Origin of the sequence: Pseudomonas cichorii (genome assembly GCF_003700275.1) — a bacterium.
In the GTDB taxonomy this organism is placed as follows: Bacteria; Pseudomonadota; Gammaproteobacteria; order Pseudomonadales; family Pseudomonadaceae; genus Aquipseudomonas; species Aquipseudomonas cichorii_B.
The window spans coordinates 21,418-35,440 of sequence record NZ_RBRE01000093.1; the positions used below are offsets into that span (position 1 = coordinate 21,418).

The 14,023-nt window shown below is 54.5% G+C and carries 26 protein-coding genes; all 26 read left to right on the forward strand.

The genetic code is table 11. The features are described from left to right. Positions 1-4 precede the first annotated feature (4 nt). The 26 genes from rplB (at position 5) to bfr (ending at position 13,995) form a co-directional block, all read left to right on the forward strand. On the forward strand, positions 5-829 hold the full coding sequence (gene rplB, locus ALQ04_RS24965; protein ID WP_122210823.1) for a 50S ribosomal protein L2: 825 nt from the start codon (positions 5-7) through the stop codon (positions 827-829). A gap of 16 nt (positions 830-845) precedes the next feature. Then, complete coding sequence (rpsS, locus tag ALQ04_RS24970) at positions 846-1,121, forward strand: 30S ribosomal protein S19 (RefSeq protein WP_002555486.1); 276 nt, start codon at positions 846-848, stop codon at positions 1,119-1,121. 13 nt (positions 1,122-1,134) lie between these two features. Further along, positions 1,135-1,467, forward strand: coding sequence for a 50S ribosomal protein L22 (rplV, locus tag ALQ04_RS24975; protein WP_002555485.1), 333 nt, complete (start codon positions 1,135-1,137; stop codon positions 1,465-1,467). A 13-nt stretch (positions 1,468-1,480) separates the two neighbouring features. After that, positions 1,481-2,167 carry a 30S ribosomal protein S3 gene (rpsC, locus tag ALQ04_RS24980; RefSeq protein WP_025262051.1) on the forward strand — a complete coding sequence of 229 codons (687 nt, stop codon included), beginning with the start codon at positions 1,481-1,483 and terminating at the stop codon, positions 2,165-2,167. Positions 2,168-2,179: 12 nt separating this feature from the next. Beyond that, positions 2,180-2,593 carry a 50S ribosomal protein L16 gene (gene rplP / locus ALQ04_RS24985; RefSeq protein ID WP_025262050.1) on the forward strand — a complete coding sequence of 138 codons (414 nt, stop codon included), beginning with the start codon at positions 2,180-2,182 and terminating at the stop codon, positions 2,591-2,593. Further along, a complete protein-coding gene (rpmC, locus tag ALQ04_RS24990; RefSeq protein WP_002555481.1) occupies positions 2,593-2,784 on the forward strand; it encodes a 50S ribosomal protein L29 in 192 nt (63 codons plus the stop codon). Before rplP ends, rpmC begins: the two co-directional genes overlap by 1 nt. Before the next feature lie 2 nt (positions 2,785-2,786). Further along, positions 2,787-3,053 carry a 30S ribosomal protein S17 gene (gene rpsQ, locus ALQ04_RS24995; RefSeq protein WP_002555480.1) on the forward strand — a complete coding sequence of 89 codons (267 nt, stop codon included), beginning with the start codon at positions 2,787-2,789 and terminating at the stop codon, positions 3,051-3,053. A gap of 23 nt (positions 3,054-3,076) precedes the next feature. Further along, a complete protein-coding gene (rplN, locus tag ALQ04_RS25000; protein WP_002555479.1) occupies positions 3,077-3,445 on the forward strand; it encodes a 50S ribosomal protein L14 in 369 nt (122 codons plus the stop codon). 11 nt (positions 3,446-3,456) lie between these two features. Further along, entirely contained in the window at positions 3,457-3,771 is a 315-nt protein-coding gene (rplX, locus tag ALQ04_RS25005; RefSeq protein ID WP_002555478.1) for a 50S ribosomal protein L24, read from the forward strand. 20 nt (positions 3,772-3,791) lie between these two features. Beyond that, positions 3,792-4,331, forward strand: a complete 540-nt coding sequence (gene rplE, locus ALQ04_RS25010; protein ID WP_004883677.1) for a 50S ribosomal protein L5 — start codon at positions 3,792-3,794, stop codon at positions 4,329-4,331. A 13-nt stretch (positions 4,332-4,344) separates the two neighbouring features. Beyond that, positions 4,345-4,650 (forward strand): 30S ribosomal protein S14, encoded by a 306-nt coding sequence (gene rpsN, locus ALQ04_RS25015; protein WP_122318498.1) that lies wholly within the window; start codon positions 4,345-4,347, stop codon positions 4,648-4,650. Positions 4,651-4,861: 211 nt separating this feature from the next. Further along, the gene (gene rpsH / locus ALQ04_RS25020) at positions 4,862-5,254 is read left to right on the forward strand and encodes a 30S ribosomal protein S8 (protein ID WP_025262048.1); all 393 of its coding nucleotides are present in this window, start codon (positions 4,862-4,864) and stop codon (positions 5,252-5,254) included. 12 nt (positions 5,255-5,266) lie between these two features. Beyond that, positions 5,267-5,800: a 50S ribosomal protein L6 gene (gene rplF / locus ALQ04_RS25025; RefSeq protein WP_122318499.1), complete on the forward strand. Its 534-nt coding sequence runs from the start codon at positions 5,267-5,269 to the stop codon at positions 5,798-5,800. A 10-nt stretch (positions 5,801-5,810) separates the two neighbouring features. Then, on the forward strand, positions 5,811-6,161 hold the full coding sequence (gene rplR / locus ALQ04_RS25030) for a 50S ribosomal protein L18 (RefSeq protein ID WP_002555473.1): 351 nt from the start codon (positions 5,811-5,813) through the stop codon (positions 6,159-6,161). Between the two features lie 3 nt (positions 6,162-6,164). Next, complete coding sequence (rpsE, locus tag ALQ04_RS25035) at positions 6,165-6,665, forward strand: 30S ribosomal protein S5 (protein ID WP_024687031.1); 501 nt, start codon at positions 6,165-6,167, stop codon at positions 6,663-6,665. Between the two features lie 2 nt (positions 6,666-6,667). After that, positions 6,668-6,844 (forward strand): 50S ribosomal protein L30, encoded by a 177-nt coding sequence (gene rpmD / locus ALQ04_RS25040; RefSeq protein ID WP_010220317.1) that lies wholly within the window; start codon positions 6,668-6,670, stop codon positions 6,842-6,844. Positions 6,845-6,847: 3 nt separating this feature from the next. Next, positions 6,848-7,282, forward strand: a complete 435-nt coding sequence (gene rplO / locus ALQ04_RS25045; RefSeq protein WP_007924183.1) for a 50S ribosomal protein L15 — start codon at positions 6,848-6,850, stop codon at positions 7,280-7,282. Next, entirely contained in the window at positions 7,283-8,617 is a 1,335-nt protein-coding gene (gene secY / locus ALQ04_RS25050) for a preprotein translocase subunit SecY (RefSeq protein ID WP_122318500.1), read from the forward strand. Positions 8,618-8,645: 28 nt separating this feature from the next. Further along, a complete protein-coding gene (gene rpmJ, locus ALQ04_RS25055) occupies positions 8,646-8,762 on the forward strand; it encodes a 50S ribosomal protein L36 (protein WP_002555468.1) in 117 nt (38 codons plus the stop codon). A gap of 130 nt (positions 8,763-8,892) precedes the next feature. Then, entirely contained in the window at positions 8,893-9,249 is a 357-nt protein-coding gene (rpsM, locus tag ALQ04_RS25060) for a 30S ribosomal protein S13 (RefSeq protein WP_122318501.1), read from the forward strand. Positions 9,250-9,279: 30 nt separating this feature from the next. Continuing rightward, the gene (gene rpsK / locus ALQ04_RS25065) at positions 9,280-9,669 is read left to right on the forward strand and encodes a 30S ribosomal protein S11 (RefSeq protein WP_002555466.1); all 390 of its coding nucleotides are present in this window, start codon (positions 9,280-9,282) and stop codon (positions 9,667-9,669) included. A gap of 18 nt (positions 9,670-9,687) precedes the next feature. Further along, complete coding sequence (gene rpsD, locus ALQ04_RS25070; protein WP_122318502.1) at positions 9,688-10,308, forward strand: 30S ribosomal protein S4; 621 nt, start codon at positions 9,688-9,690, stop codon at positions 10,306-10,308. A 22-nt stretch (positions 10,309-10,330) separates the two neighbouring features. After that, positions 10,331-11,332 (forward strand): DNA-directed RNA polymerase subunit alpha, encoded by a 1,002-nt coding sequence (locus ALQ04_RS25075; protein WP_025262044.1) that lies wholly within the window; start codon positions 10,331-10,333, stop codon positions 11,330-11,332. Positions 11,333-11,374: 42 nt separating this feature from the next. Continuing rightward, positions 11,375-11,761, forward strand: coding sequence for a 50S ribosomal protein L17 (gene rplQ / locus ALQ04_RS25080; protein ID WP_025262043.1), 387 nt, complete (start codon positions 11,375-11,377; stop codon positions 11,759-11,761). Between the two features lie 165 nt (positions 11,762-11,926). After that, positions 11,927-13,375 (forward strand): catalase, encoded by a 1,449-nt coding sequence (locus ALQ04_RS25085; RefSeq protein WP_122318503.1) that lies wholly within the window; start codon positions 11,927-11,929, stop codon positions 13,373-13,375. A 155-nt stretch (positions 13,376-13,530) separates the two neighbouring features. Further along, on the forward strand, positions 13,531-13,995 hold the full coding sequence (gene bfr / locus ALQ04_RS25090; protein WP_122318504.1) for a bacterioferritin: 465 nt from the start codon (positions 13,531-13,533) through the stop codon (positions 13,993-13,995). The last annotated feature ends 28 nt before the right edge of the window (positions 13,996-14,023 follow it).

Consider the following 14,023-nt stretch of genomic DNA (forward strand, 5'->3'; position numbering starts at 1 on the left):
CATCATGGCAATCGTTAAATGCAAACCGACTTCCCCTGGCCGCCGTTTTGTGGTCAAGGTGGTCAACCAGGAGCTGCATAAAGGCGCTCCTCACGCACCGCTGCTCGAGAAAAAATCGAAGACTGGTGGTCGTAACAACAATGGCCGTATCACTACACGTCACGTGGGTGGTGGTCATAAGCAGCACTATCGTTTGGTTGATTTCCGTCGCAACGACAAAGATGGCATCGCTGCCACTGTCGAGCGTATCGAATACGATCCAAACCGTACTGCTCACATCGCTTTGCTGCTGTACGCAGACGGCGAGCGCCGCTACATCATCGCCCCTAAAGGCGTGAGTGCTGGCGACCAGCTGATCGCTGGTGCCTTGGCTCCAATCAAGCCAGGTAACGCTCTTCAACTGCGCAACATTCCAGTTGGTAGCACCGTACACGGCATCGAACTGAAGCCAGGTAAAGGCGCTCAGATCGCTCGTTCCGCTGGTGCTTCTGCACAGCTGATCGCTCGTGAAGGTGTGTACGTTACCCTGCGTCTTCGTTCCGGTGAAATGCGTAAAGTACTGGCTGAATGCCGTGCAACGCTTGGCGAAGTCTCGAACTCCGAGCACAGCCTGCGTTCCCTGGGTAAAGCTGGTGCCAAACGCTGGCGTGGCGTTCGCCCAACCGTTCGTGGTGTTGCCATGAACCCGGTTGACCACCCACATGGTGGTGGTGAAGGTCGTACCTCTGGTGGTCGTCATCCGGTATCGCCGTGGGGCTTCCCGACTAAGGGCGCGAAGACTCGTGGTAATAAGCGTACCGACAAAATGATCGTCCGTCGTCGCAAGTAAATAGAGGGATACGACAGTGCCACGTTCTCTGAAAAAAGGTCCTTTTATTGATCTTCACCTACTGAAGAAGATCGAAGTGGCGGCGGAAAAGAACGATCGCAAACCAGTGAAAACCTGGTCGCGCCGTTCGATGATCCTGCCACAAATGGTCGGTCTGACCATTGCTGTGCATAACGGTCGTCAACATGTTCCAGTTCTCGTGAACGAAGACATGGTCGGCCATAAACTGGGCGAGTTTGCCGGTACCCGCACTTATCGTGGGCACGTGGCAGACAAGAAAGCCAAGCGTTAAGGGGTAAGGAACGATGGAAGTAGCCGCTAAGTTGTCGGGCGCTCGAATCTCCGCCCAGAAAGCCCGCTTGGTCGCCGACCAGATCCGCGGGAAGAAGGTGGGCGAAGCGCTCAACCTGTTGGCTTTCAGCAGTAAGAAAGCCGCCGAGATCCTGAAGAAAGTGCTGGAGTCGGCTGTAGCCAACGCCGAGCATAACGAAGGCGCAGACGTTGATGACCTGAAGGTCTCCACCGTTTTCGTCAACGAAGGGCGTTCGCTGAAGCGCATCATGCCACGTGCCAAAGGCCGTGCTGATCGCATCGTCAAGCGGTCTTGCCATATCACTGTCAAGGTCGCTGACAAGTAACGGAGTCGAAGAGATGGGTCAGAAAGTACATCCCATTGGCATTCGCCTGGGAATCGTCAAGGAGCACACCTCCGTCTGGTACGCAGACGGTCGCACTTACGCAGACTACCTGTTGGCAGATCTGCAGGTGCGTGAGTATCTCCAAGACAAACTAAAAAGCGCGTCCGTAAGCCGTATCGATATCCATCGTCCGGCTCAGACTGCACGTATCACCATCCACACCGCTCGTCCCGGCATCGTGATCGGCAAGAAAGGTGAAGATGTTGAGAAACTGCGTCAGGACCTGACCAAGCAAATGGGTGTGCCTGTGCACATCAATATCGAAGAGATCCGCAAGCCGGAGCTCGACGGTATGCTGGTTGCGCAGAGCGTAGCTCAGCAGCTGGAGCGTCGTGTAATGTTCCGTCGCGCCATGAAGCGCGCTGTACAGAACGCCATGCGCATTGGTGCCAAAGGCATCAAAATCCAAGTGAGCGGTCGTCTCGGCGGTGCTGAAATCGCACGTACTGAATGGTATCGCGAAGGTCGTGTGCCACTGCACACCCTGCGTGCCGACATCGACTATGCCAACTACGAAGCTCACACCACTTACGGTGTGATCGGTGTAAAGGTTTGGATCTTCAAAGGCGAAGTTATTGGTGGTCGCCAAGAAGAACTGAAACCACAAGCACCAGCGCCTCGTAAAAAAGCTGCTAAGTAAGGGGTACGCCAAATGTTGCAACCAAAGCGTACGAAGTTCCGCAAGCAAATGACCGGCCACAACCGTGGTCTGGCATTGCGCGGTAGCAAAGTCAGCTTCGGCGAGTTCGCGCTGAAGTCTGTAGCTCGTGGTCGTCTCACCGCTCGTCAGATCGAGTCAGCGCGTCGTGCTCTGACCCGTCACGTTAAACGTGGCGGCAAGATCTGGATCCGTGTATTCCCGGACAAGCCTATTTCCAAAAAGCCACTCGAAGTTCGGATGGGTAAAGGTAAGGGTAACGTCGAATACTGGGTTGCCCAGATTCAGCCAGGCAAAGTCCTGTATGAAATCGAGGGTGTTACTGAAGAGCTGGCGCGTGAGGCTTTCGCCCTGGCTGCTGCAAAGCTGCCGCTCGCCACCTCCTTTGTTAAGCGGACGGTGATGTGATGAAAGCGAATGAACTTCGTGAAAAATCAGCACAGCAGCTGAACGAGCAACTGCTCGGCCTGCTGCGCGACCAGTTCAATCTGCGTATGCAGAAAGCAACTGGCCAGTTGGGGCAGTCTCACCTGCTCTCGCAAGTTAAGCGTGACATCGCTCGCGTGAAGACTGTGCTCAACCAGCAGGCAGGTAAGTAATCATGGCTGAAGCCGAAAAAACCGTCCGTACGCTGACTGGCCGTGTTGTCAGCGACAAGATGGACAAGACCATCACCGTTCTGATTGAGCGTCGCGTCAAGCACCCAATCTACGGTAAATACGTTAAGCGTTCGACTAAGCTGCACGCGCACGACGAAACCAATCAGTGCCATATCGGCGACAAGGTCACTATTCGTGAAACTCGTCCGGTAGCCAAGACCAAGTCCTGGGCACTGGTTGATATCCTCGAACGCGCTGTGGAAGTCTAAGGACTAGGGGTCGGAGAAATTATATGATTCAGACTCAATCCATGCTCGATGTGGCCGATAACAGCGGCGCTCGCCGCGTTATGTGCATCAAGGTGCTGGGTGGCTCCCATCGTCGTTACGCTGGTATCGGTGACATCATCAAAGTGACCGTCAAGGAAGCAATTCCGCGCGGTAAGGTGAAGAAAGGCCAAGTGATGACTGCTGTTGTAGTCCGCACTCGCCACGGTGTGCGTCGTGCAGACGGCTCCATCATCCGCTTCGATGGCAACGCTGCTGTTCTGTTGAACAACAAGCAAGAGCCGATCGGCACCCGTATCTTTGGGCCAGTGACCCGTGAACTTCGTACTGAGAAGTTCATGAAGATCGTCTCGCTCGCCCCAGAAGTGCTGTAAGGAGATCCGACATGCAAAAGATTCGTCGTGACGACGAGATCATCGTGATCGCCGGCAAAGACAAAGGTAAGCGCGGTAAGGTGCTCAAGGTTCTCGCTGACGACCGTCTGGTCGTTGGTGGGATCAACCTGGTGAAGCGTCATACCAAGCCAAACCCGATGTCGGGCGTACAGGGCGGTATCGTCGAGAAAGAAGCGCCATTGCACGCTTCCAACGTCGCCATTTTCAACGGCGCAACCAACAAGGCTGACCGCGTTGGTTTCAAAGTTGAAGACGGCAAGAAAATTCGTGTCTTCAAGTCGACCCAAAAAGCGGTTGATGCTTGAACACTGCTAGGTAGAAGACCATGGCACGACTAAAAGAGATTTACCGGAAGGAAATCGCTCCGAAGCTTAAGGAAGAACTTAAGCTGGCGAACGTGATGGAAGTTCCGCGCGTTACAAAGATCACCCTGAACATGGGTCTGGGCGAAGCGATCGGCGACAAGAAAGTCATCGAGCACGCTGTTGCTGACCTGGAAAAGATCACCGGTCAAAAAGTCGTTGTGACTTACGCTCGGAAATCCATCGCTGGCTTTAAAGTCCGTGAAGGTTGGCCGATCGGCGTCAAAGTGACTCTGCGCCGCGATCGTATGTACGAGTTCCTGGATCGTCTGCTGTCGATCTCCCTGCCTCGGGTTCGCGACTTCCGCGGCCTGAATGCCAAGTCCTTCGATGGTCGTGGTAACTACAGCATGGGCGTAAAAGAGCAGATCATCTTCCCGGAAATCGACTACGACAAGATCGATGCTCTCCGCGGTCTGGACATTACCCTGACCACCACTGCCAAGAACGATGACGAAGGCCGCGCACTGCTGCGTGCTTTCAAATTCCCGTTCCGCAACTGATTGGAGTAGGAAAATGGCCAAGAAGAGCATGAAAAACCGTGAGCTGAAGCGTCAGCTCACTGTTGCCAAGTACGCCGCCAAGCGTGCAGCGCTCAAAGCAATCATCGTTGATCTGAACGCAAGTCCAGAAGCGCGTTGGGAAGCTACCGTAGCTCTGCAGAAGCAACCACGTGACGCAAGCGCTTCGCGCATGCGTAACCGTTGCCGCATCACCGGTCGTCCACACGGCGTCTATCGCAAGTTCGGCCTGGGCCGTAACAAGCTGCGTGAAGCAGCAATGCGTGGCGACGTTCCAGGTCTGGTTAAAGCCAGCTGGTAAGGCGCATCTCTCGCTACCTGCCACAGGTTTCGCAAGAAATCGACGGCAGGTAGCTTGAAATCAAATCAAGCCCCTTTTGGGGCTTGATTCGTTTCTGGTGTAGGTCTAGAATTGCCGGCTCGCCTGAGCCCGTGTTTTTACTTGCCCGGAATATCTCGGCGACAAGCTGTAGCCGAAAGGCTAATTATTTTGTATTAGGAGCGTCTAGCCCATGAGTATGCAGGACCCGTTAGCGGACATGCTAACTCGTATCCGTAATGCCCAGATGGCTGAAAAGCCCGTCGTAAGCATGCCATCTTCCACGTTGAAGGTTGCTGTAGCCAAAGTCCTGAAAGACGAAGGTTACATTGCGGGTTATCAGATCAGCAGCGAAATCAAACCGTTGCTGTCCATCGAGCTGAAGTACTTCGAAGGCCGTCCAGTCATCGAAGAAGTGAAGCGCGTCAGCCGCCCAGGCTTGCGTCAGTACAAGTCCTCCGATGATCTGCCAAAAGTTCGTGGCGGTCTTGGTGTGTCTATCGTCTCCACCAACAAAGGTGTGATGACGGATCGTGCTGCGCGCGCTGCCGGTGTCGGCGGCGAAGTGCTTTGCACTGTGTTCTAAGGGGGGATAAGCATGTCACGCGTAGCTAAGAACCCCGTTAAGTTGCCATCCGGCGTCGAAGTCAAACTCGTCGGTCAGCAGCTTTCGGTGAAGGGTGCCAAGGGTACTCTGGAACTGAACGTCCATTCGTCCGTTGAAATTGTTGAAGAGTCCGGTGAGCTGCGTTTCTCTGCTCGCAATGGCGATCAACAAACTCGCGCAATGGCAGGCACGACTCGTGCACTGGTTAACAACATGGTCCAGGGCGTAAGCCAAGGCTTCGAGCGTAAGCTCCAGCTGGTCGGTGTTGGTTACAAAGCGCAAGCAAAAGGCTCGGTCCTGAACCTGGCACTTGGCTTCTCGCACCCGGTGGATTACGAATTGCCTAATGGCATTACCGCTGAGACCCCCAACCAGACCGATATCCTGATTCGTGGTATCGATAAGCAGTTGGTTGGTCAAGTGGCCGCTGAGATCCGCGACTTCCGCCGTCCTGAGCCGTACAAAGGCAAAGGTGTGCGTTACGCAGACGAAGTCGTCCGCCGTAAAGAAGCCAAGAAGAAGTAGGGCATAGCAAATGACCGTCAAAAAAGTTACCCGACTGCGTCGCGCTCGCAAAGCACGCCTGAAAATGCACGAGCTAGAAGTCGTGCGTCTCTGCGTGCACCGCTCTTCGCAGCACATTTATGCCCAGGTCATTTCGGCCGACGGCAGCAAAGTCCTGGCAAGCGCCTCGACTTTGGACAAAGAACTGCGTGATGGCGCCACTGGCAACATCGACGCGGCCACTAAGGTTGGCAAGCTGGTCGCCGAGCGTGCAAAAGCCGCTGGCGTATCGCAAGTGGCTTTCGACCGTTCTGGCTTCAAGTACCACGGCCGTGTCAAAGCGCTGGCTGATGCTGCTCGTGAAGGCGGGCTGGAGTTCTAAGTTATGGCAAATAACGACCAAAAACGCGACGAAGGCTACATCGAGAAGCTGGTTCAAGTTAACCGCGTGGCCAAAACCGTAAAAGGCGGCCGTATCTTCACTTTCACTGCGTTGACCGTAGTGGGTGATGGTAAAGGGCGTGTTGGCTTCGGCCGTGGCAAGTCACGTGAAGTGCCTGCTGCAATCCAGAAAGCGATGGAAGCTGCTCGCCGCAACATGATCCAAGTCGATCTGAACGGCACTACTCTGCAGTACGCAATGAAGTCTGCTCATGGCGCTTCGAAGGTGTACATGCAGCCTGCTTCTGAAGGTACCGGTATCATCGCTGGCGGCGCTATGCGCGCAGTGCTGGAAGTTGCTGGTGTCCAGAACGTATTGGCCAAGTGCTACGGCTCTACTAACCCGGTAAACGTGGTTCACGCCACTTTCAAGGGTCTGAAGGGCATGCAGTCTCCTGAATCCATTGCTGCCAAACGCGGCAAGCGTGTTGAGGAGATCATCTGATCATGGCTACCGTTAAAGTAACGCTGATCAAAAGCACCGCCGGCCGTCTCCCTAACCACAAACTGTGCGTTAAGGGTCTGGGTCTGCGTCGCATCGGTCACACTGTAGAAGTCCTGGATACTCCCGAAAATCGCGGGATGATCAACAAGGCTTACTACATGCTGCGAGTCGAGGGTTAATCGATGAAACTCAATGATCTGAGTCCAGCGCCGGGTTCCCGTCGCGAAAAGCATCGTCCGGGCCGTGGTATCGGTAGTGGTTTGGGCAAGACCGGTGGCCGTGGCCACAAAGGTCAGACCTCCCGCTCCGGTGGCACAATTGCTCCGGGCTTTGAAGGCGGTCAACAGCCGCTGCATCGTCGCCTGCCAAAATTCGGTTTCGTTTCCCTGAAAGCCATGGACCGCGCAGAAGTGCGTCTGTCCGAGCTGGCCAAAGTGGAAGGCGACATCGTAACTGTGCAGTCCCTGAAGGATGCCAACGTGATTAACCAGAACGTACAGCGCGTGAAAATCATGCTGTCCGGCGAAGTTACTCGCGCTGTCACCATCAAGGGTATCGCAGCCACCAAAGGTGCGCGTGCGGCTATCGAAGCAGCTGGCGGCAAGTTCGAGGAATAAATGGCTAAGCAAGGTGCTCTCTCTGCGCTCGGCAAAGGCGGTATGTCTGAACTCTGGGCTCGTCTGCGTTTTCTGTTCCTGGCGATTATCGTCTACCGAATAGGCGCACACATCCCGGTTCCAGGTATTAACCCGGAGCGACTCGCAGACCTGTTTCGACAGAATGAGGGGACCATTCTTAGCTTGTTCAACATGTTTTCCGGTGGCGCGCTGGAACGGATGAGTATCTTTGCGTTGGGGATCATGCCGTACATTTCGGCATCGATCATCATGCAGTTGATGACCGCCGTCAGCCCGCAACTGGAGCAGTTGAAGAAGGAAGGTGAAGCTGGCCGTCGCAAGATCAGCCAGTACACCCGCTATGGCACCGTCGTCCTGGCTCTGGTTCAAGCTATCGGCATGTCCGTTGGCCTTGCCAGTCAGGGCGTTGCTTTCTCTGCAGATATCGGCTTCCACTTCGTGGCTGTCACCACCTTCGTGGCTGGTGCGATGTTCATGATGTGGCTGGGCGAGCAGATTACCGAGCGCGGTGTTGGTAACGGTATCTCGATGTTGATCTTCGCAGGTATCGTCGCCGGTCTTCCGAGAGCGGTAGGGCAGTCTTTCGAGTCTGCACGTCAGGGTGATATCAATATCTTCGCTCTGGTCGCAATCGGTTTGCTGGCAGTAGCGATCATCGGTTTCGTGGTGTTCATTGAGCGTGGTCAGCGTCGTATTGCTGTTCACTACGCCAAGCGTCAGCAGGGCCGCAAGGTCTTCGCTGCGCAGACCAGCCACCTGCCGCTGAAAGTGAACATGGCGGGCGTTATTCCTGCCATCTTCGCGAGCAGCATTCTGCTGTTCCCGGCTTCGTTGGGGTCCTGGTTCGGTCAGTCTGAAGGTATGGGCTGGTTGCAGGACATCTCGCAGTCGATCGCTCCTGGTCAGCCGTTGAATATTCTGCTGTTTAGTGCAGGGATTATTTTCTTCTGCTTCTTCTATACGGCGTTGATGTTCAATCCGAAAGACGTAGCGGAAAACCTGAAGAAGTCCGGTGCCTTTATTCCGGGCATCCGTCCAGGTGAGCAGTCTGCACGCTATATTGATGGCGTCCTGACTCGCTTGACCATGTTCGGTGCTCTTTATATGACGGCCGTGTGTCTGCTTCCCCAGTTTCTGGTGGTTGCGGCAAACGTACCGTTCTACCTTGGCGGGACCTCGTTGCTGATCGTGGTCGTGGTTGTGATGGACTTTATGTCGCAAGTACAATCTCACCTCGTTTCGCACCAGTATGAATCCCTGATGAAGAAAGCCAACCTGAAGGGTTACGGCAGCGGCGGCGGAATGCTGCGCTGAGGTACCCATAAGGTTCGAGGAGTTGGTGATGAAAGTTCGTGCATCGGTGAAAAAGCTGTGCCGTAACTGCAAGATTATTCGCCGCGAAGGTGTTGTTCGAGTAATTTGCAGCGCGGAACCACGTCATAAACAGCGCCAAGGCTGATTGTGATTTGTGCTTAAGCCCAGCAGCTAGTGCGCTGCTGGGTTGATTATTTGTTACTACAGCGATATTATCTTGCGCCCTATTTCTTGGCTTCCGGGGCGTAGGTAGCTGTCAATTGGAGTCCCACTGAATGGCCCGTATTGCAGGCGTTAACATTCCAGATAACAAGCATACTGTTATCTCGCTGACCTACATCTATGGTGTTGGTCGCACAACTGCACAGAAGATCTGTGCATCCACTGGGGTTAACCCAGCGGTAAAGATCAAAGATCTGAGCGACGAGCAGATTGAACAGCTGCGTGGCGAAGTGGCGAAGTTCACCACTGAAGGTGACCTGCGTCGCGAAATCAACATGAAAATCAAGCGCTTGATGGACTTGGGCTGCTACCGCGGTCTGCGTCATCGTCGTGGTCTGCCAGTACGCGGTCAGCGTACCAAGACCAACGCGCGTACTCGCAAAGGTCCGCGTAAGCCGATCCGCAAGTAATCGCTCCAGCGTATCGACAGGAATTTAGTCATGGCAAAACCTGCTGCTCGTCCTCGTAAAAAAGTTAAAAAGACAGTGGTTGATGGCATCGCCCACATCCACGCGTCGTTTAACAACACAATCGTCACCATTACCGATCGTCAAGGTAACGCTCTTTCCTGGGCTACCTCCGGCGGTTCGGGTTTCCGTGGTTCACGCAAGTCCACCCCGTTCGCTGCTCAAGTAGCTGCCGAGCGTGCTGGTCAAGCTGCGCTGGAGTACGGTCTGAAGAACCTCGACGTCAATGTCAAGGGTCCAGGCCCAGGTCGTGAATCCGCTGTCCGTGCATTGAACGGCTGTGGCTATAAGATCGCCAGCATCACCGACGTGACGCCAATCCCGCACAACGGGTGCCGTCCGCCGAAGAAGCGCCGCGTGTAATCCAGGAGACTGTAAGAAATGGCTCGTTACATTGGTCCAAAATGCAAACTTGCTCGTCGTGAAGGCACCGATCTCTTTTTGAAGAGCGGCGTTCGCGCTATCGAATCCAAGTGCAACATCGAAGCAGCTCCAGGCATCCACGGTCAACGCCGCGGTCGTCAGTCCGATTACGGCACCCAGCTGCGTGAAAAGCAAAAAGTCCGTCGTATCTACGGCGTTCTCGAGCGTCAGTTCAGCGGCTACTACAAAGAAGCTGCAGGCAAGAAGGGCGCAACAGGTGAGAACCTGCTGCAACTGCTCGAATGCCGTCTGGACAACGTTGTATACCGTATGGGCTTCGGCTCGACACGTGCTGAATCCCGTCAACTGGTTTCGCACAAGTCGATCAGCGTCAACGGCAAAACCGTTAACGTTCCTTCTTACCAGGTTCGTGCTGGTGACGTAGTCGCTATTCGCGAGAAGGCCAAGAACCAACTGCGTATTGTGCAGGCTCTCGATCTGTGTGCCCAACGTGGCCGCGTAGAATGGGTAGAAGTAGACACTGAGAAGAAATCGGGCGTTTTCAAAAGCGTTCCAGCTCGCAGTGATCTATCCGCCGACATCAACGAAAGCCTGATTGTCGAGCTCTACTCCAAGTAAGGGCTAGAAAATAGGTGCATCCATGCAGATTTCGGTAAATGAGTTCCTGACACCCCGCCATATTGATGTGCAGGTTGTCAGTCCAACCCGCGCCAAGATTACTCTCGAGCCTCTCGAGCGTGGTTTTGGCCATACCCTGGGCAACGCGCTTCGCCGCATTCTGTTGTCCTCCATGCCCGGCTGTGCAGTAGTCGAGGCCGAGATTGACGGTGTACTCCATGAGTACAGCGCGATCGAAGGTGTACAGGAAGATGTCATTGAAATCCTGTTGAACCTTAAAGGTCTGGCTATCAAGCTGCACGGTCGAGACGAAGTTACGCTGACCTTGTCGAAGAAGGGTTCGGGGGTGGTTACCGCTGCCGATATTCAGCTGGATCATGATGTCGAGATCGTTAATCCCGATCACGTAATCGCTAACCTGGCGTCTAACGGCGCCTTGAACATGAAGCTCGTTGTAGCTCGTGGTCGTGGTTATGAACCGGCAGACTCGCGTCAGAGCGATGAAGATGAAAGCCGCAGCATTGGTCGTCTGCAGCTTGACTCTTCGTTCAGCCCAGTACGCCGCATCGCCTACGAGGTGCAAAACGCCCGTGTCGAGCAGCGTACCAACCTGGACAAGCTGGTTATTGATATGGAAACCAACGGTACTCTGGATCCTGAAGAGGCTATCCGTCGTGCTGCAACCATTCTGCAACAGCAGTTGGCTGCGTTCGTCGACCTCAAAGGTGACAGCGAACCAGTGGTAATCGAACAGGAAGATGAGATCGATCCGATCCTCCTCCGTCCGGTTGACGATTTGGAACTGACCGTGCGTTCGGCCAACTGCCTTAAGGCGGAGAACATTTACTACATCGGCGACCTGATTCAGCGCACCGAAGTAGAACTGTTGAAGACTCCGAACCTGGGCAAGAAATCCTTGACCGAGATCAAGGATGTCCTGGCTTCTCGTGGTCTTTCCCTCGGCATGCGCCTCGACAACTGGCCGCCTGCAAGTCTTAAGAAGGACGACAAGGCGACTGCCTGATCGTCGTAATCACCGAACGTTGTGTTTGGTAAGGAATGAACCATGCGTCATCGTAAAAGTGGACGTCACCTGAGCCGTACCAGCTCTCACCGCAAGGCCATGTTCCAGAACATGGCGGTGTCGCTGTTCGAGCACGAGCTGATCAAAACTACCCTGCCGAAAGCCAAGGAACTGCGCCGCGTTGCCGAGCCGCTGATCACTCTGGCCAAGGTAGACAGCGTTGCTAACCGCCGTTTGGCTTTCGACCGTACTCGTTCGAAAGAAATCGTTGGTAAGCTGTTCAACGATCTGGGCAAGCGCTATGCAACCCGTCAGGGTGGCTACCTGCGTATCCTCAAGTGCGGTTTCCGCGCTGGCGACAACGCGCCAATGGCGTACGTCGAGCTGGTTGATCGTCCTGTCGGTGGTGTTGTAGAAGCTGCTGAATAAGACGTCAGTCTGAACAAAGAACCGGGCCTAGTGCCCGGTTTTTTGTTTCTGAAATTCAGAAAAACTATCAGCACTTATTATTTAATAAATTTGAGTGTGTTTCATTCCTGACCAATAATCCTCCTCAGACCATTAGCCAGCCCATAAGACTGAGGAAGAAATCGAATGAGCCTGAATAAAACGCTTACTACCGCAAGCGGTGCCCCTGTTGCGGATAACCAGAATTCCCGCTCGGCCGGTCCACGTGGTCCATTGCTGCTGGACGATTTTCATCTGATCGAGAAACTTGCGCACTTCAACCGCGAGAACATTCCCGAGCGTCGTGTACACGCCAAGGGTTCGGGTGCTCACGGCACCTTCACAGTTACCCGTGACATCACGCCGTATACCAGTGCCAGGCTTTTTGAATCGATTGGCAAGCAGACGCCTATCTTCCTGCGCTTCTCTACCGTAGGTGGTGAGCGTGGCTCCGCCGATACCGAGCGTGACCCACGTGGTTTCGCCGTGAAGTTCTACACCGAAGAAGGCAACTGGGACATCGTCGGCAATAACACTCCAGTATTCTTCATTCGTGATCCGCTGAAATTCCCGGATTTCATTCACACGCAAAAACGTCTGCCGCAGAGCAACCTGAAAAGTGCTCAGGCGATGTGGGACTTCTGGTCGTACTCCCCGGAAGCCTTGCACCAAATCACCATCCTGTTCTCGGATCGCGGTATCCCGGACGGCTATCGCCATATGCATGGCTTCGGCAGCCACACCTACAGCCTGATCAGCGCTGCTGGTGAGCGTCACTGGGTCAAATGGCACTACAAGTCCATGCAAGGCATCAAGAACCTGACGCCAGCGGATGCTGCGCGCTTGGCTGGTACTGATCCGGACTACGCACAGCGCGACCTGTTCACCGCCATTGAGCGTGGTGAGTTCCCGAAATGGCAGGTATGCATTCAGCTGATGACCGAGGCCCAGGCAGCCAATCATCACGAAAACCCGTTCGACGTGACCAAGACCTGGTCGCAGAAAGAGTTTCCGTTGATTGAAGTGGGTGAGCTGGAGCTTAACCGTAATCCGCTCAACTACTTCGCAGAAGTCGAGCAAGCTGCTTTTGGGCCAAGCAACATGGTGCCAGGCGTGGGGCTTTCACCTGACCGCATGCTTCAGGGACGTGTGTTCGCCTACGCCGATGCTCACCGCTATCGCGTAGGAACCAATCACCAGCACTTGCCGATCAATGCCGCGAAAAGCCCGGTAAACAGCTATCAGCGTGACGGAGCCATGGCATTGGGCAGCAATGGCGGTGCGGCGCCGAACTACGAGCCAAACAGCTACGCCGAGGCGCCCAAACAAGCGCCTCGTTATGCCGAGCCGGCGCTGACCCTGAGTGGTGCTGCCGATCGTCACGATCATCGTGAAGACAGCGATTACTACAGTCAGGCAGGCAAATTGTTCAACCTGATGGATGCCGATCAAAAGGCTCTGCTGCTCAACAACATTGCCGGCGCAATGGCCGGGGTTTCCAGTGATGTGGTGCAGCGTCAGTTGCAGTACTTCTTCAAGGCGGACCCAGCCTACGGTAAAGGTATTGCCAAAGCTCTGGGTGTCCAGCTGGGCTAACTCGAAGTGAGAAACAGAACCGCCCTCATTTGGGCGGTTTTTCGCTTCTGATTGGCGATTTTTCGCTGCTTTTTGTCCGGTTATTGCGTTTTTTGAAGTGACCTTGCACGCCGCTTGGTTCAAACTATGGCCTTTCAGCAGGGAGATCTGGTGCGATGCAAGGCCATCCAGAAGTAATCGATTATCTCAACACGTTGCTCACTGGCGAACTGGCTGCTCGTGACCAATATTTCATTCATTCGCGCATGTACGAAGACTGGGGTTTCGCCAAGCTCTACGAGCGCATCAATCACGAAATGGAAGAAGAAGCGCAACACGCCGATGCGCTGATCCGCCGTATTCTGATGCTTGAAGGCACGCCGCGCATGCGTCCGGATGATCTGGAAATCGGTACTACCGTCCCGGAGATGCTCGCCAACGACCTGCGCCTTGAATACAAGGTTCGTGCTGCTCTGTGCAAAGGCATCGAGCTCTGCGAGCTGCACAAGGATTACGTCAGCCGTGACATCCTGCGCGTACAACTGGCGGACACCGAAGAAGACCACACCTACTGGCTTGAACAGCAGACAGGTCTGATCAAGGCCATCGGTCTGGAAAACTACCTGCAATCGCAGTTCTGATTTCCCCGCCCGGATAGCAAAAGCCCCT

Coding starts and splice junctions, on each gene's coding strand:
- rplB (WP_122210823.1), top strand. CDS start 5: ATGGCAATCGTTAAATGCAAACCGACTTCCCCTGGCCGCCGTTTTGTG.
- rplV (WP_002555485.1), top strand. CDS start 1,135: ATGGAAGTAGCCGCTAAGTTGTCGGGCGCTCGAATCTCCGCCCAGAAA.
- rpsC (WP_025262051.1), top strand. CDS start 1,481: ATGGGTCAGAAAGTACATCCCATTGGCATTCGCCTGGGAATCGTCAAG.
- rplP (WP_025262050.1), top strand. CDS start 2,180: ATGTTGCAACCAAAGCGTACGAAGTTCCGCAAGCAAATGACCGGCCAC.
- rpmC (WP_002555481.1), top strand. CDS start 2,593: ATGAAAGCGAATGAACTTCGTGAAAAATCAGCACAGCAGCTGAACGAG.
- rpsQ (WP_002555480.1), top strand. CDS start 2,787: ATGGCTGAAGCCGAAAAAACCGTCCGTACGCTGACTGGCCGTGTTGTC.
- rplN (WP_002555479.1), top strand. CDS start 3,077: ATGATTCAGACTCAATCCATGCTCGATGTGGCCGATAACAGCGGCGCT.
- rplX (WP_002555478.1), top strand. CDS start 3,457: ATGCAAAAGATTCGTCGTGACGACGAGATCATCGTGATCGCCGGCAAA.
- rplE (WP_004883677.1), top strand. CDS start 3,792: ATGGCACGACTAAAAGAGATTTACCGGAAGGAAATCGCTCCGAAGCTT.
- rpsN (WP_122318498.1), top strand. CDS start 4,345: ATGGCCAAGAAGAGCATGAAAAACCGTGAGCTGAAGCGTCAGCTCACT.
- rpsH (WP_025262048.1), top strand. CDS start 4,862: ATGAGTATGCAGGACCCGTTAGCGGACATGCTAACTCGTATCCGTAAT.
- rplF (WP_122318499.1), top strand. CDS start 5,267: ATGTCACGCGTAGCTAAGAACCCCGTTAAGTTGCCATCCGGCGTCGAA.
- rplR (WP_002555473.1), top strand. CDS start 5,811: ATGACCGTCAAAAAAGTTACCCGACTGCGTCGCGCTCGCAAAGCACGC.
- rpsE (WP_024687031.1), top strand. CDS start 6,165: ATGGCAAATAACGACCAAAAACGCGACGAAGGCTACATCGAGAAGCTG.
- rpmD (WP_010220317.1), top strand. CDS start 6,668: ATGGCTACCGTTAAAGTAACGCTGATCAAAAGCACCGCCGGCCGTCTC.
- rplO (WP_007924183.1), top strand. CDS start 6,848: ATGAAACTCAATGATCTGAGTCCAGCGCCGGGTTCCCGTCGCGAAAAG.
- secY (WP_122318500.1), top strand. CDS start 7,283: ATGGCTAAGCAAGGTGCTCTCTCTGCGCTCGGCAAAGGCGGTATGTCT.
- rpmJ (WP_002555468.1), top strand. CDS start 8,646: ATGAAAGTTCGTGCATCGGTGAAAAAGCTGTGCCGTAACTGCAAGATT.
- rpsM (WP_122318501.1), top strand. CDS start 8,893: ATGGCCCGTATTGCAGGCGTTAACATTCCAGATAACAAGCATACTGTT.
- rpsK (WP_002555466.1), top strand. CDS start 9,280: ATGGCAAAACCTGCTGCTCGTCCTCGTAAAAAAGTTAAAAAGACAGTG.
- rpsD (WP_122318502.1), top strand. CDS start 9,688: ATGGCTCGTTACATTGGTCCAAAATGCAAACTTGCTCGTCGTGAAGGC.
- ALQ04_RS25075 (WP_025262044.1), top strand. CDS start 10,331: ATGCAGATTTCGGTAAATGAGTTCCTGACACCCCGCCATATTGATGTG.
- rplQ (WP_025262043.1), top strand. CDS start 11,375: ATGCGTCATCGTAAAAGTGGACGTCACCTGAGCCGTACCAGCTCTCAC.
- ALQ04_RS25085 (WP_122318503.1), top strand. CDS start 11,927: ATGAGCCTGAATAAAACGCTTACTACCGCAAGCGGTGCCCCTGTTGCG.
- bfr (WP_122318504.1), top strand. CDS start 13,531: ATGCAAGGCCATCCAGAAGTAATCGATTATCTCAACACGTTGCTCACT.